The sequence below is a fragment of the Acetobacter sp. DmW_125128 genome (assembly GCF_008704325.1).
GTDB lineage: Bacteria > Pseudomonadota > Alphaproteobacteria > Acetobacterales > Acetobacteraceae > Acetobacter > Acetobacter oryzifermentans.
Genome location: NZ_VHOP01000005.1, coordinates 50,533 through 64,953, shown reverse-complemented (window position 1 = coordinate 64,953; position 14,421 = coordinate 50,533). Strand labels below are relative to the sequence as shown.

The window sequence follows — 14,421 nt, the reverse complement described above, 5'->3', positions numbered from 1 at the left end:
GCTAGGCCACCTCTGCAAGAAGGGAGGAGTGAGAAGCTTCGATAAGCAGTTTGCTGAGATCCTGGCAGATCATGGCAAAGGTATCGCTTAAGCGAAAATCCTCATTTCTGGGGATAGCAGGATCAATTTTATATTCGGCAAATATACGCCCCGGATGCGCCGCCATAACCATAACACGGGTAGAAAGAAAAGCGGCCTCGTACAAAGAATGCGTTACAAACAACAGGGTAAGATCATCCTTGGCGCATAATGTGGCCATGTCTTCATCCAGCCGATTACGGGTGAGTTCATCCAAAGCGCCAAAGGGCTCATCCATTAAAAGCAGGTTCGGGCGTGTGACCAACGCCCGCGCAATAGAGACACGCATCTTCATTCCGCCTGAAAGCTGGGCGGGAAAGCGGTCTGCCGCATGGGCCAAGCCTACAATTTCCAGCGCATGCTGCACGCGTGGTTCTGATACTGCGGGAGAGATACCTTCCAGATCCAGCGGCAAACGCACGTTTTTGCGTACTGTGCTCCACGGCATAAGAGTAGGCTCCTGAAACACGAAGGACAGCCGACGTTTTTCCTTGCCTACTTCTGCAAACCCTTTGTTCCACCACTTCAAATGCCCAGAGGAAGGTTGATGTAAATTGGCAATCAGCTTTAGCAACGTGCTTTTGCCGCAACCAGAAGGGCCAATCAGGCCGATACGTTCTTTGGGATGAATATCCAAGGTAATAGGTGCCAGCCCCTGAACACCGTTTGGAAAGGTTTTTTCAGCAGACTGAATGCTGATAACGGTTTCTTGCATGATCCATCCAAACTTTGCAGAAGAAAAGGCAAAAGATTATTCGGGCTGTTGCACGTAAATACACACAGCCAGCATAGTTATAAAAAAGCGGAATGCTGGTTGCTGGCCATTCCATGCCTGTGATTGCCACATGAGAAACCACTCGGCACCTACAACAGAAAAGCCAAAAAACCAGATCAGAAACCCCAGTGCGGTGGCTACGGGCACAAACTTTTTTGCTGCTCTAAACGTATCTTGCGGGGCCAGAAGGCGCGCACCCATCTGGCAAGCAGCAATGGCAAAAAGCAAACCCGTTGCAGCTTCCCCCAGAATAATCAGGCCGTAAAACAGGTGCCACAGAACAGGCTGGGATATGGCGCGCCACATCAGGCTGTTCCCACGGAAAGTTGTGTCCATGCTTAAAACATGACGCACAAACTGAAAATTGGAGTTATAATCTGTCACGTTATTCAGCGCGACAATCAGGCCAAACGTACCCAATGCTCCCACCATGGCGGTTTTAGCCAAACGAGAAAGAACAACCGGGGAAGAAAAAGCGGACAGGCGCAACATATAACATTCCTGCATAGAAATGATTTATGCAGTTTAGGCCATTCAATCCTGCGAAGATCAAGGGGGAAATCATTACAAAAAAAGCAATGGCGCGTGCTCTATTTTACAGCTTCCCAAATGCGTACGTTCTGTATGAACATACCGGATACGAAATAATCAGGTCGTGCCAGTGCAGGAACTCGGAATGTCTCTTACACGTCGAACATTGCTTTCAGCTGCTGCGGCATCGTCTGTTGCTGCATTTACGCCGTTTAAACGTGCGCACGCCGCTACGCCGGTCAGGCTGCTGCTATCATGGTTTGCGCAGGCAGAAGTAGGCGGATTTTATCAGGCGCTGGCCAAGGGGTTTTACGCGCAAAAAGGGCTGGATGTACAAATAGATATGGGTGGCCCGCAGGTAAATACCATGCAAATACTGGCCGCTGGCCGCGCAGATTTTGTAACAGGTTATGATTTTCAGACCCTACGCGGCATACAGGGCGGCATGCCGTTGCTGACTGTCATGTCCTCTTTTCAGCATGATCTGCAAGGGTTGATGACGCACGATAATATTACCGATCTGGCCCAGCTACGTAATCATCCCATTCTCATTTCCAGCCCCGCCCATGCATCCTACTGGGGGTGGCTGTGCAAGAAGTTTGGTTACAGCCCAGCACAGGCAAAGCCTTACACCTTTAACCTGCAACCATTTTTTCTGGACCCGGAAATGGCTGTACAAGCCTATGCATCGTCCGAGCCCTACGAGGCCCAGCAGCGCAACGTGCCTGTAAAATTTTTTCCATTTGCAGATCTGGGCTACCCACCATACGGCACACCCGTGCTGACCACGCACGAATTTGCAGACAAAAATGATGCCACCACGCAAGCCTTCGTGCATGCCTCTCTCTTAGGGTGGCAGGATTATATGCAAGACCCAGAACCCGGCAATACCCTGATACGTAAAGCCAACCCACGCATGACAGAAGGCCAGATCATGTTTGGCCATAACGCCATGGCCAAAGCCAATGATGTGGAAGGTGGAGATACAAAAACATTAGGGCTAGGCTGCATGACAGAAGCCCGCTGGCAGGCAACATATCAATTCATGGTGGAGAATGATCTGCTGGATAAAGCCGTAAACTGGCAATCCGCCTTTACAAGCAAATTCACAGATCTCGCCAAGGTAATGCCCGCATGAATGATCTGGTTATACGCAACGCATCCGGCATTCTCACTGGCCTGAAAGGGCCACAGGAACGGCGCACAGGAGATATCCGCATACGGGCAGGGCGCATTCTCAGTATTGGGCATATTCCCGAACAGGCAGAAGATACGGTGCTGGATGCAAAGGGTGGGGTGATTACCCCAGGCTTGGTTTCCACCCACCATCATTTGTTCCAGAGCATGCTGAAGGGCATTCCATCTGCCATTAATGCGCCACTTGAAAAATGGCTGCGCTTGGTACCCAACACGTATTGGCGTTATCTGGATGAAGATACGCTGCAAACTGCTGCTCAGGTTGGTATGGTAGAGCTTCTTCTCTCCGGCTGCACGACGGTAGTGGATCATCATTATCTGTTTGCCCGCAGCTATCAGTATGATCCTGCCGCTGTGTTGTTTGAAACAGCAGAAAAACTGGGTATGCGGCTGGTTCTGGCGCGTGGAGGCACCACCCGAACCCGCAAGTTCGATACGGATGAAATTGTTCCAGCCCCCACAGAAACGCTGGATGAAATGCTCAAACGCGTGAGTGATCTGGTCAGCCGTTACCATGATCCGGCACCAGATAGCAGCAGACGCATTGCCATAGCGCCCAACACCCCCACATGGGGCGTAACACCGGATGAGCTACGTGCACTAGCGGAAGGCGCACGTAGCATGGGCATTGGCCTGCATACCCATCTTTCTGAAACGGAGAATTACGTTAAATACTGCAACGAAGTGTACGGCATGCGCCCCGTTCAGTTTGTAGGGGAGCATGGCTGGCTAGGCCCGGATGTCTGGTTTGCCCATTTGGTGCACCTTGATGCCAGCGAAATAGCGCTTCTGGCCCAAACTCAAACAGGCATGGCCCATTGTCCGCAAAGCAACGGGCGGCTGGGTTCTGGCATTGCGCCTGCACCGGCTTTGGAACAGGCTGGAGGGCGTGTTTCTCTAGCCGTTGATGGCGCGGCTTCAAACGAGGCATGCGATATGGGGGCAGAAATGCATACCGCGTGGCTTTTGCATCGCTTCGTGCATGGCGCAGATGCTATTCGGTGCGAAGATGTCGTGCGCTGGAGTTCTTACGAGGGCGCCCGTATTCTGGGGCTACCAGATATAGGAGCCGTGGCGGAGGGTATGGTGGCGGATCTGGTTGTGCACGATATCAATCACCCGCGTCATGCTGGGTTGGCAGATCCACTTATTGCACCTGTTGCTTCCGGAGCGGCATGTGTTCGGCACGTGCTGAAAGCGGGTAAGCCCGTTGTGTATGATGGCATCGTAAAAGGTGTTGATCTGCCAGAACTCATGCAGCATTCACGCCACGTTGTAAAACGTCTGGCAAAGGCTGTGTCTGCATAAGGGGAAGGTGTTTAAAAACAGTTTCCGTTAGTTTTGTAAAATGCCATCCACTGTTGTCACGCACTGGCCGCCAATTGCTATTTGACCATCAGGGGCAATGTGCACCGCAATACGGCCAGATCGCCCAAGGCAATTCCCTTGCGTGGCTGTATAGGCGCTAGGTCTTTTAGGCAGCAGCCCATGTGCTTGGCAAAATATGGCTACACTTCCGTTTCCGCTGCCACATACCGGGTCTTCCTGCACACCTTGAGAACAGGCAAAAGACCGCACTTCTATTTGGGCATCACCTGTTGCATGCGGCCCAAAAACCGTAATTCCGGTAGCGCCAAGGCTGTGCTCAAACGCCACGGAACGTGCAAAATCTGGGCGCAAGGCACGCACTTTGGCTGCGCTGGAAAGTTGCGCAACAATCCAGACCACACCCATATCCACAATCATGGGGGTCATTTTACGCTCAACTGTAGCGCCCAAAATACCCTCCAACCTTTCAATTTGGGCTGGGTTTAACGGGGTAAGCTTTGCTGGCGGCACGGCAAAAGAGAGTGTTCTGTTTACGCCATCTCCATCCACAGCCAGCTTTACAAGCCCAACGCCACATTCTTGCACCACCACACCATTGCGTGGCGCAGCGCGCCCGACTTCCAGCACTGCATGAGCACTGCCAAGGGTTGGGTGACCGGCAAATGGGAGTTCATGCCGTGGAGTAAATATGCGTAACTGGTAATCAGCCTGCGGGTTTTGAGGCGGCAACAGAAACGTGGTTTCAGACAAATTTGTCCAACCTGCAATGGCCTGCATGGTTTTTGTATCCAGCCCATCTGCATCCAGCACAACGGCTACCGGATTACCCAGAAGAGGCGTTTTTGTAAAAACATCTACAACTTTAAACGCACGTTTCATGATGCTACTGTGCCTTTACGGATGTGCGGGATGGATAGAAGATAACAGAGACAAAACCAGATGGTTCAGTGGCACATCAATTCCATGCTTTTCTGCTGCTTTCACAACGTAACCTGTTAAAGCTTCATATTCCAACTCTCGTCCAGCCTGACGATCCTGCAACATAGATGTGACACTCTCTGCCGGTATGGTTTGCAGCCATAAAAGAATATCCTCTACATGCTGCGCAGTCAGTTTTGCGCCTTCAGCTTGCCCAACCTTTACGGCTTCGGCCATAATCTGCCGTGCGGCAGCCTGAATAGCACATTCTTGCATGATGCCTGTGCGGCGGCCTGTAAGCGTGGTGATAGGGTTGGCTGTAATATTAGCCAACAATTTCAACCACAGTGCAGTGGCCATATCTGCTGTTACCTGCACCCGCATGCCTCCTGTTTGCAGAACATTCGCAAAATATTGTGCTGCGGCATCATCTGGCACGCATAAATCATACGCTCCAATACGCTTTAACGTGACCCTGCCGGGGGCAAAACGCTGCGCGTTAAAATAAACAATAGCTGGCAGAATATTGGCGTGTGGTGCATAGGCAGCCACACGCTCTTTTTGCCCAAGCCCGTTTTGTGCAACCAGAAAAGTGGCGCTGGCCCGGTTAAACGCGCTTATCCAGGCAGAGACATCTTGGGTTTGGTGAGACTTCACAGCCAGAATAGCGGTATCGCAAGGGCCAATATCTGCCGGTGTGGCAGCATGTCGGATAGAATATGTGTGGGTATCTGTTCCTTCGGTTTCTTCAATTTGAGGAAACCTCGCCCGCGCTCCACACACCACAACCTGCCATCCAGCCTGCATAAAAGCCGCAGCGAGACAAAGCCCGACGGCTCCAGCACCGATAAGGGCAACGGTTTTAGTGTTTGGAGAAAACTGTGTGTTCATTTTTATAAAAACAATATCGCTCAGAAGAAGGGATTGATGGCTAAAAACGCCCATAGCATAGACATCATTAAAATGAAGCATATTGGCCGTGCACAGCTTTTAGCTTTAACGACCTCAATTAACGATTTTTGTTCGTTAATTTATCTGATTACGTAAAATTTGTTGTTTTATGTGTTTTCTCAATCTACTCGTTCTATAAATGAGATCACCTAGATTACGGAAACATTTATGCAGCCGCCTGACACACGCATATTAAACGCTGGCCCCGATGCGCTTTCTCCCCAGCAATGGAAAGAGGCAACCCGGTTTGATGGCACAGATATTGGCTGGATTGTCATGAGCATTGGCATGGCCATTGGTGCTGGTATTGTATTTCTGCCCGTTCAGGTAGGGCTGATGGGCGTGTGGGTTTTTTTACTGTCTGCTGTTGTCGGGTACCCCGGTATGTATCTGTTTCAGCGGCTGTTCATCAACACGCTGGCATCTGCGCGCGTAAGCCAGACATATCCAGATATGATCTCCAGCTATCTGGGGCGAGGCTGGGGCACCTTGTTAGGTGCACTGTATTTTGTCATGTTGGTTATATGGATGTTTGTATATGCCACCGCCATTACGCGGGATAGCGCATCTTACTTGCACAGCTTTGGCATAACGCCGCATCTGCTTTCCAATTATGCGTGGTACCCGCTTATTCTGCTAACCGTTCTGGTAGGCTTGGCCTCTCGTGGGGAAAAACTGCTGTTCCGCATGTCTTCCTTTATGGTGATCACCAAACTGCTGATTGTAGCGGCCATGGGCATTTTCATGATCCCACGCTGGAACACCGCCAACCTTGGCGCATTACCACCCGTTGGCACGTTGGTAACAAAAGCCGTTATTACGCTGCCTTTTACGCTTACGTCCATTTTGTTTATTCAAACCCTCAGCCCAATGGTAATTTCCTACCGGGCACGGGAAAAATCTCCAGAAGTGGCGCGTTACAAGGCCTTGCGGGCCATGAATATTGCTTTTGCCATTCTGTTTGTAACGGTCTTTTTCTACGCAATATCCTTTACACTGGCCATGAAGCCAAGTGATGCCATTGCCGCGTATCAGCAAAACATTTCTGCCTTGGCCATTATTGCGCAGGTATTTCCGACAAGTTCTATCAGCTTAATTGGCGTTATTCTGAACCTTTTTGCCGTTATGACAGCATTTTTTGGGGTCTACCTTGGTTTTCGGGAAGCCAGCGTGGGTATTTTCAGTTCCATACTGGGGCATTGGGTCAAACCTGGGCATCTGCACCGCAACTGGGTTCAGTATGGCGTTATGGGGTTTGCTATCCTCCTTTCATGGGGTGCGGTGGTTGCCAATTTGCCGGTGTTGTCTTTTACAACATTCAGTAGCCCGATTTTTGGTATTATTGGCTGCTTGCTACCCGTCTGGCTGGTGGTAAAAACGCCTGATCTGCGCAAATATCGCAAGCCCAGCCTCGTATTTATTACCCTTATTGGCGTACTGCTTTGCATCTCACCCTTGTTGGCGTGGATGTAAACACAAAACCGAACAAACCAAAGGGCGCATGTTTGAACATACGCCCTTTGGTTGACTCATCAGGATTTTTTCACGAATTCTGATTTCAGGTTCATCGCACCAAAGCCAGCTATCTTACAGGCAATGTTGTGGCCATCACCCGCATCAACCAGCCGAATGTTCTTAACCTTGGTTCCGCCTTTAACAGCCTGAGAAGATCCTTTAATTTTCAGATCTTTCAAAACCGTTACCGTATCACCATCAGCAAGCTGGTTTCCGTTGGCATCTCGCACAACGGATGAAACCTCCGCTTCTGCAGCATCCGCTTGGGTTTCTGCATTCCATTCATGGGCACATTCCGGGCAAACCCACAAATTTCCATCATGATAGGGATACTCGGAACCACAAGAAGGGCACTTCATTTTATCATCCTTTAATTTCTCCGTCTGAAATCCTGAACCCAAAGGGCAGGGGCAGAAGGTGTTTTTGATAAATACCATTTATGATGGAGAACACGAAATACCACGATGTTTATATTTAAGCAGAAATTGTGATGGGTTCACCCTGAACTCTCAATATCAACAGGCAAGTGAATATGGCAGATTACTGCCAGCCTTGATGAACAGGAGAAGATTTTCATGAAATCACGCGCCGCAGTTGCATTCAAACCGGGCCAACCTCTGGAAATTGTTGAAATTGATGTAGCTCCCCCACAGGCCGGGGAAGTTCTGGTTAAAATCCTGAACACTGGCGTTTGCCACACAGATGCCTTCACTCTTTCGGGGCAGGACCCAGAAGGCCTCTTTCCCGTTGTGCTGGGGCATGAGGGCGCAGGTATTGTGATGGAAGTTGGCGAAGGCGTTACCAGTGTTAAGCCCGGAGACCACGTTATTCCGCTATATACGGCAGAATGCGGTAAGTGTGAGTTCTGCACTTCTGGCAAAACCAACTTGTGTATTGCAGTGCGTGCCACGCAGGGTAAAGGTGTGATGCCGGATGGCACCAGCCGTTTTTCCTACAAAGGTCAGCCACTTTACCACTACATGGGGTGTTCTACCTTTAGTGAATACACGGTGGTAGCCGAAGTTTCCTTGGCTAAAATCAACCCAGAATCTAACCCCGAACAGGTTTGCCTACTGGGTTGTGGCGTTACCACAGGCATTGGGGCCGTACACAACACGGCCAAAGTGCAAGAAGGGGATTCTGTAGCTGTTTTTGGCTTGGGCGGTATAGGCCTAGCCGTTATTCAGGGTGCGCGCCAAGCCAAGGCCGGACGAATTTTTGCTATTGATACCAACCCGGACAAGTTTGAACTGGCCAAGGCTTTTGGAGCTACGGATTTCATCAATCCCAAGGATTATGAAGCCCCCATTCAGCAGGTTATTATTGAAATGACAGGTTGGGGCGTGGACCACAGCTTTGAATGTATCGGCAATGTTGAAGTTATGCGCGCGGCCTTGGAATGTGCACACCGTGGCTGGGGCCAATCTGTAGTTATTGGCGTAGCCGGTGCCGGAAAGGAAATTTCCACCCGTCCGTTCCAGTTGGTAACGGGCCGTACATGGAAAGGCACGGCATTTGGTGGTGTTAAAGGCCGTACACAGCTCCCCGGCATGGTGGAAGATGCCATGGCAGGCAAAATTGATCTGGCCCCATTTGTAACCCACACCATGCCACTAGAAGATATCAACACAGCGTTTGACCTGATGCACGAGGGCAAATCCATTCGGAGTGTAATTCACTACACCCCGTAATACACTAACCGGTGCTTACTGATCCTTTGGTTTAGCTGGCTGATCGCTATGCTGGATCGGTTTGTCTGATGAAGGCGCACTGTGCGGGGCATCCTGTTCAGGAGCGTCATCATCATCGTCTCCATCATCATCCTTGTTGAATTGTTCCATATTGAGGGATGACAACGGCACACCACGCAAGGGCGAACGTTCTTCCACTGGAATTTCCGGGCCCTTTGCATCCCACGCATCAATTGGGGGCAGAGGTTCTTGCGAGGGTTGATCTGCCAGTGGGTTGTTATCCAACACCTGCCGCGTATTTTGCGGATAGCGGTTCATAAAGCCCACCAAGGTGCCGTTCGTCCAACCAAAGCCAATCTGCATGGGGTATTCCCCACCACCTTTACCGCCTGTTGGGCTGATCTCGGTGGCAGAAACATCGTATTTTTCCAGCAACACACCACTGCGTTCAAAAGTGCCAATCACGCGGGCCATCCAACGGCGCGCAATATCGGCCGCAAATTCGTGGTGCCCATATTGTTCCAGCCCTTTAACGGCCATCCATTCCAACGGCGCCCAGCCATTTGGGGCATCCCACTGCTGGCCTGTTGGATGCTCTGTTGCAGTTAAACCGCCCGCATGCAGCAAGCGGGTTTTAAGGGTTTCAGCCACCGCATCGGCCTGATTGACACTGGCTTGATGCAAAAACAGCGGCATGGAGGTGGCAATGGAAAGGATATTTGTTTGCCGCCCGGTGCGCCAATTATAATCAAAATAGGCGCCCTGTTTTTCGTTCCACAAAAACCGATTAATGCCAGAACGTAAAATTTCTGCCTGCTGGGCGTAATAACTGGCCTTATCTTCCTGCCCATTCAGCGCATAAGCATGAGAGAGTGTCTGATCCAGATGTACCATCAGACAGTTCAATTCAATTGTCAGCAGTGATGTAGTTTGGATTGTTGTCAGCGTTTTACCATCAGCCAACCACCGTGATGAAAAATCCCACCCGCTTTCGGCCCCAGCCCGCAAATCACGCCAGACTTCGCCAGAAGGGCGGCTTGTTTCCTGCGCTGTGGCCATATCCTGCGGCCAGCTTTCATCACGCGGGGCGCTGCGTGTATCCCAGTGGCGGAACATGAGGGTACCATCTTGCAGGCGCACCACATGGTGCCGCGCCATGCCCGGCGGCAGATTGGCCGCACCCAAGGTCCAGTAATCATATTCCTTCTGCAGTTCCGGCAGAAAGGATGTGTAGGCAATCTGCCCATCATGGCTAGCAAGCAAATCCAGCATGAGGGAAAAAAATGGCAGGCCAGAACGGCTGAGGTAATATGTGCGGTTGCCGTTGGGCATATGCCCATATGTATCTATAAGCGATGCAATATCGCGCACCATATCACGCATGAGATCTACATGATCATCCTCATACAGGCCGATCATGGTGAAGTAGCTGTCCCAGTAATAAATCTCTGCAAACCGCCCACCCGGAACAATATACTTATAAGGGAGGGGCAGTAGGGTAGACCACGGCATGGCCACGTCCGGGTCTCGCGTCAGAACATCCCACATGCCGGAAATGTAATCCCGCACACTTTCATCCGGTTTGCGCGTATAGGCGGCAGAGCGCAGGGCAGGGATAGTAAAATGCTCTGTTACAAAGTCTTTCAGGTTAAAGCCTGGCTTGTCTTTTTCCTGCTTCCATAATGCCACCAGATCGGTAGGAGAGCGATCGGGCACAATGTCTGAAACCACTTTGGGGTCTGTAAACATACGTGTTTGATGAATGGCTGCAAAAAGCCCATCAAACGCAATAGAAGGCGGGCGGATATCCTGTTCCACCGCTACTGGCGTTTCACTCTTGCTTTTGGCCATAACTTCTGGCGCTTTTCTCCCCTCCGGCTTTGGAGCTGCTGGCTGCGCACTCCCCGGCGGTAAAGGCGCCAGACTGAGCAATGGTTGTGCGCCTTCAGCATCCGCGGCATCAGTCATATCCTGCGCATACGCCATAGGCGCTGCGGTGAGGAGAGCAAGAAGCGCCACACTATAGAAAGGAAGAGTGCGCTTATAAAGAGAACCAGTAAAACAAGGCATACCAAAACATAGGCATTGCCACTGCTTACCTGCAAGCCGAAGATGATTGAAAAATGCGCCAGACTTTAATCTACTTTCAGGGCTTCGCGCTTCATTTCCAGTTCCAGCCAGCGTTCTTCAGATTCGGCCAGCTTTGTTTCCAGCTTTTGTAAATCAACCGAAATTTTTTCAAACTGCGCTGGGTTTTTGCCATACAGGTCTGGATCAGCCAGTTTTTCACGCAGCGTTGCAGCCTGTGCTTCCAGCTTTTCCATTTCCTTAGGCAGATTATCCAGCGCGAACTGATCCTTATAACTCAGTTTTTTGGCGGGGCCGCGTGCTGGGGCCGCATCCTTGGGTTTGGCAGGTTCATTTTCCACCACGGCAGCGGTTGTAAGTGGTTTCTGGTGCCGTTGAGCCAGCATATCGCTGTATCCACCGGCATATTCTATCCAGTTACCATCTCCCTCCGTTGCCAGAACAGATGTGGCAACACGGTCCAGAAAATCACGATCATGGCTTACAAGCAGCACTGTGCCTTCATAACTAGCCAGCATATCCTGCAAGATATCGAGTGTTTCCAGATCCAGATCGTTAGTCGGTTCGTCCAGCACCAGCAGATTGGAGGGCTTGGCCAAGGCGCAGGCCAGCATCAACCGCCCACGTTCCCCACCAGATAGAGCACTTACGGGCGTGCGTGCCTGTTCCGGACGGAACAAAAAGTCTTTCATATACCCAATAACGTGGCGCTTTTCTGTGCCCACCAACACCATATCGCCGCCACCTTCGGTTAGGGTATCGGCCAATGTGCGTTCTGGGTTTAAGCTCCGGCGCTGCTGATCCAGCGTAACCATATTAAGGGATGGGCCAAGCGAGATTGTGCCGCTATCGGGCCGGTCCAGCCCTGTGAGCATACGCAACAATGTGGTTTTGCCTGCACCGTTGGCCCCAACAATACCCAGCCGGTCTCCGCGCAGAACACGCAGATCCAGATGGCGAACCACCTGTTTTTCACCCCATGCCTTGCTGATATCTTCCGCCACAGCCACCAGCTTGCTGGATGTTGCGGCGGCCTGTGTGTTCAGGGTGAGGGTACCGGGGGTGCGAATAGCTTCCTTACGCGCGGTGCGCAAATCTGCCAGCTCTCGCACGCGGCGCACGTTACGTTTACGGCGTGCGGTTACGCCATAACGCATCCAGTCTTCTTCTCGCGCAATCTGGCGGTCCAATTTGTGCGCATCGCGTTCTTCCTGTTCCAGAACCTCTTCACGCCAAGCTTCAAACCGCCCAAATCCTTCATCAAGCCTGCGGGTTACCCCCCGATCCAGCCACACAACAGAGCGTGACAGCGTAGAAAGAAGCCGCCTATCGTGGCTGATAATCACCATGGCGCAACCAAGGCTCAGCAATTCACGCTCCAGCCATTCAATGGTGGGCATGTCCAGATGGTTGGTCGGTTCATCCAGCAACAGCACATCAGGGGCCGCAGCCAGCGCCCCGGCAATGGCGCAACGTCGGCCCTCACCGCCAGAAAGGTTTTGCGTGTTTTCTTTGCCCGTCAGGCCCAGCGCATCTAGCAATGGCGCAGCTCGCCATGCCATATCCGGGTCTCCTATCTGGTTCACCACGTAATCTGCTGTTGTGGTATAGGCAGTCAAATCCGGCTCCTGCGGCAGATAGCGCAGGGAAGCGCCGGGCTGCACAAAAACAGAGCCTGAATCCGGCTGAATAACACCAGCCGCTATTTTGAGAAGAGTGGACTTGCCCGATCCGTTTCTGCCCACAAGGCACAGGCGCTCACCCCGACCAACGGCAAAGCCTACGCCATCCAGAAGTGGGTTCCCCCCCAGTGTAAGAGTGATGTCCTGCAGGTGGAGTAAAGGAGGATGCGCCATGCTTAGAAAAGATAATCCGTATTTATGAAAGAACAATAAAGGCTGATTTGGTTACGCAGCCTGTGTGCGTGCGCTACTGACAGCCTGATACGTGGCAACCGCAAGGGTAAGGGGGTCAAACGGCTTGGTAATAACAAAGCTGGGTTCCATGGTTTCCCCAGTCAGCAAGCGTTCGGGATACGCTGTTACGTAAATAACCGGCACATTGAAGGATGAGGTAATTTCTGCCACCGCCTGTATGCCATCCCCCCCAGGGCCAAGGTTGATATCTGCCAGAATAAGCCCCGGCTTAGTTTCTTTAGCTAATTTTACCGCATCTGCCTGTGTATGGGCTATGCCTGCCACCTGATGCCCGCATTGCAGCACAAGCTGTTCGATATCCATGGCAATAATGGGTTCATCTTCAATAATCAGCACAGATGTCTGTACATTTTTGTGCAGGCGGCCCTGTGCGTCTTCCAGTTCCAGTTCCGCTTGCTTGGGGGGCACGCCTGTAATCCGCGCGGCCATTTCAACCGGCACTTCTTCCAGCGTGATCAAAAGCAAAAGCTGGCGCTGTGTTACAGAAAGCCCCGCAACATCATATTCCGCAGCAAATCCTTTGCGAGAAAACAGCCCTGAAATTGCCTCATAGAGCTGATAGAGGGGCGTGAAACCTTCCTTCAGCCGTTGCGCAGAAAGGCCGCGCAGGCTTTCAGCCACCAGCAGATCACCTTCTGGTTGGCTGCCTGTCAGCGCCCGCGCGTAACGTCTGCCATAAGGGAGGGCCCGGATCAGGCCGTCACGCAGCGACTCTGACATGGCAAGTCTCCTTCATAATGGGTCATGACAAAAACATGCGAGAACGCGATGATGCACGCGCACCGGCTTTCCGGAAAGGGGATTTATCCTGACTCGCACTCCACATTCCACCCATGTTGCCACGCGGCGCACGTTTCGCACAGAACTTCTTGCAATTATCCCTGCATTACGTGGGTTTGCACGCTTTCTGGCGCGTGATTCCGCCATTGCAGATGATCTGGTGCAAGATACAATTGTGCGTGCTCTGGATAAGGCAGAAAGCTTTACACCCGGCACAAACCTGCGGGCATGGTGCTTTGCCATTTTACGCAATCTGTTTTTGGAACAGCACCGCCAAGGCCGTAGGGAACGCATTGCGCTGGAAGATTACGGGCACCATCCCGCATCAACCTCCGAATCGTCACCGCACGCGCAAACCGAAATGCAGGAGCTGGAAAGCCTGTTGTGGCAGATATCTCCGCTCCTGCGTGAGGCTTTGGTGCTTGTTGGTGCGCAGGAGCTAACATACGCAGAAGCCGCAGACATATGTGGGGTGGAAGTGGGCACTATGAAGGCCCGCGTTTCCCGCGCGCGGGCCGCACTTAAAAAAGTTATGGCCACGCAGGATGGAAAAAATGGGCCGGAGGGCTCACAAACCTAAAGCTCTCGTTTTCGTGAACACTCACTTGTTTTTAAATGTAACCTTTCCACT

At 51.7% G+C, this 14,421-nt stretch carries 13 protein-coding genes; 5 read left to right on the top strand and 8 right to left on the bottom strand.

What is annotated here, in order from left to right; genetic code table 11:
• Nucleotide 1: 1 nt before the first annotated feature.
• Together FKW19_RS02200 and FKW19_RS02195 are read right to left on the bottom strand one after the other, a co-directional pair.
• A complete protein-coding gene (locus tag FKW19_RS02200; RefSeq protein WP_089178980.1) occupies nucleotides 2-793 on the bottom strand; it encodes an ABC transporter ATP-binding protein in 792 nt (263 codons plus the stop codon).
• 36 nt (nucleotides 794-829) lie between these two features.
• On the bottom strand, nucleotides 830-1,360 hold the full coding sequence (locus FKW19_RS02195; protein WP_089178979.1) for a DUF2165 family protein: 531 nt from the start codon (nucleotides 1,358-1,360) through the stop codon (nucleotides 830-832).
• 148 nt (nucleotides 1,361-1,508) lie between these two features.
• On the opposite strand from FKW19_RS02195, the gene FKW19_RS02190 reads away from it, so the two are divergent.
• Together FKW19_RS02190 and FKW19_RS02185 are read left to right on the top strand one after the other, a co-directional pair.
• Nucleotides 1,509-2,522 carry an ABC transporter substrate-binding protein gene (locus tag FKW19_RS02190; protein WP_089178978.1) on the top strand — a complete coding sequence of 338 codons (1,014 nt, stop codon included), beginning with the start codon at nucleotides 1,509-1,511 and terminating at the stop codon, nucleotides 2,520-2,522.
• On the top strand, nucleotides 2,519-3,889 hold the full coding sequence (locus tag FKW19_RS02185; RefSeq protein ID WP_089178977.1) for an amidohydrolase family protein: 1,371 nt from the start codon (nucleotides 2,519-2,521) through the stop codon (nucleotides 3,887-3,889). Before FKW19_RS02190 ends, FKW19_RS02185 begins: the two co-directional genes overlap by 4 nt.
• 27 nt (nucleotides 3,890-3,916) lie before the next feature.
• Here the strand turns inward: FKW19_RS02185 and FKW19_RS02180 are convergent, their stop codons facing one another.
• Both FKW19_RS02180 and FKW19_RS02175 read right to left on the bottom strand, forming a co-directional pair.
• Nucleotides 3,917-4,789, bottom strand: a complete 873-nt coding sequence (locus FKW19_RS02180; RefSeq protein WP_089178976.1) for a PhzF family phenazine biosynthesis protein — start codon at nucleotides 4,787-4,789, stop codon at nucleotides 3,917-3,919.
• A gap of 15 nt (nucleotides 4,790-4,804) precedes the next feature.
• Nucleotides 4,805-5,719, bottom strand: a complete 915-nt coding sequence (locus FKW19_RS02175) for a ketopantoate reductase family protein (RefSeq protein ID WP_238331196.1) — start codon at nucleotides 5,717-5,719, stop codon at nucleotides 4,805-4,807.
• Between the two features lie 228 nt (nucleotides 5,720-5,947).
• On the opposite strand from FKW19_RS02175, the gene FKW19_RS02170 reads away from it, so the two are divergent.
• Nucleotides 5,948-7,252: an aromatic amino acid transport family protein gene (locus FKW19_RS02170; RefSeq protein WP_006115335.1), complete on the top strand. Its 1,305-nt coding sequence runs from the start codon at nucleotides 5,948-5,950 to the stop codon at nucleotides 7,250-7,252.
• 59 nt (nucleotides 7,253-7,311) lie between these two features.
• Here the strand turns inward: FKW19_RS02170 and FKW19_RS02165 are convergent, their stop codons facing one another.
• Nucleotides 7,312-7,653: a zinc ribbon domain-containing protein YjdM gene (locus tag FKW19_RS02165; protein ID WP_035351694.1), complete on the bottom strand. Its 342-nt coding sequence runs from the start codon at nucleotides 7,651-7,653 to the stop codon at nucleotides 7,312-7,314.
• 216 nt (nucleotides 7,654-7,869) lie between these two features.
• On the opposite strand from FKW19_RS02165, the gene FKW19_RS02160 reads away from it, so the two are divergent.
• The gene (locus FKW19_RS02160) at nucleotides 7,870-8,985 is read left to right on the top strand and encodes an S-(hydroxymethyl)glutathione dehydrogenase/class III alcohol dehydrogenase (RefSeq protein ID WP_063354032.1); all 1,116 of its coding nucleotides are present in this window, start codon (nucleotides 7,870-7,872) and stop codon (nucleotides 8,983-8,985) included.
• A 15-nt stretch (nucleotides 8,986-9,000) separates the two neighbouring features.
• On the opposite strand, the gene treF is transcribed toward FKW19_RS02160, so the two are convergent.
• The 3 genes from treF to FKW19_RS02145 all read right to left on the bottom strand — a co-directional run bounded on the left by treF (nucleotide 9,001) and on the right by FKW19_RS02145 (nucleotide 13,730).
• Entirely contained in the window at nucleotides 9,001-11,055 is a 2,055-nt protein-coding gene (gene treF, locus FKW19_RS02155) for an alpha,alpha-trehalase TreF (protein ID WP_089178975.1), read from the bottom strand.
• Between the two features lie 65 nt (nucleotides 11,056-11,120).
• Nucleotides 11,121-12,929 (bottom strand): ABC-F family ATP-binding cassette domain-containing protein, encoded by a 1,809-nt coding sequence (locus tag FKW19_RS02150; protein WP_089178974.1) that lies wholly within the window; start codon nucleotides 12,927-12,929, stop codon nucleotides 11,121-11,123.
• A 51-nt stretch (nucleotides 12,930-12,980) separates the two neighbouring features.
• Nucleotides 12,981-13,730 carry a response regulator gene (locus tag FKW19_RS02145; protein WP_089178973.1) on the bottom strand — a complete coding sequence of 250 codons (750 nt, stop codon included), beginning with the start codon at nucleotides 13,728-13,730 and terminating at the stop codon, nucleotides 12,981-12,983.
• Between the two features lie 88 nt (nucleotides 13,731-13,818).
• Between FKW19_RS02145 and FKW19_RS02140 the strand changes: the two genes are divergently transcribed.
• Nucleotides 13,819-14,370 (top strand): sigma-70 family RNA polymerase sigma factor, encoded by a 552-nt coding sequence (locus FKW19_RS02140; protein WP_255446461.1) that lies wholly within the window; start codon nucleotides 13,819-13,821, stop codon nucleotides 14,368-14,370.
• The last annotated feature ends 51 nt before the right edge of the window (nucleotides 14,371-14,421 follow it).

Bases quoted from the DNA above. Each gene is read 5' to 3' on its own strand.
- FKW19_RS02200 (WP_089178980.1), bottom strand. From the start codon at position 793: ATGCAAGAAACCGTTATCAGCATTCAGTCTGCTGAAAAAACCTTTCCA.
- FKW19_RS02195 (WP_089178979.1), bottom strand. From the start codon at position 1,360: ATGCAGGAATGTTATATGTTGCGCCTGTCCGCTTTTTCTTCCCCGGTT.
- FKW19_RS02185 (WP_089178977.1), top strand. From the start codon at position 2,519: ATGAATGATCTGGTTATACGCAACGCATCCGGCATTCTCACTGGCCTG.
- FKW19_RS02180 (WP_089178976.1), bottom strand. From the start codon at position 4,789: ATGAAACGTGCGTTTAAAGTTGTAGATGTTTTTACAAAAACGCCTCTT.
- FKW19_RS02175 (WP_238331196.1), bottom strand. From the start codon at position 5,719: ATGAACACACAGTTTTCTCCAAACACTAAAACCGTTGCCCTTATCGGT.
- FKW19_RS02170 (WP_006115335.1), top strand. From the start codon at position 5,948: ATGCAGCCGCCTGACACACGCATATTAAACGCTGGCCCCGATGCGCTT.
- FKW19_RS02165 (WP_035351694.1), bottom strand. From the start codon at position 7,653: ATGAAGTGCCCTTCTTGTGGTTCCGAGTATCCCTATCATGATGGAAAT.
- FKW19_RS02160 (WP_063354032.1), top strand. From the start codon at position 7,870: ATGAAATCACGCGCCGCAGTTGCATTCAAACCGGGCCAACCTCTGGAA.
- treF (WP_089178975.1), bottom strand. From the start codon at position 11,055: ATGCCTTGTTTTACTGGTTCTCTTTATAAGCGCACTCTTCCTTTCTAT.
- FKW19_RS02150 (WP_089178974.1), bottom strand. From the start codon at position 12,929: ATGGCGCATCCTCCTTTACTCCACCTGCAGGACATCACTCTTACACTG.
- FKW19_RS02145 (WP_089178973.1), bottom strand. From the start codon at position 13,730: ATGTCAGAGTCGCTGCGTGACGGCCTGATCCGGGCCCTCCCTTATGGC.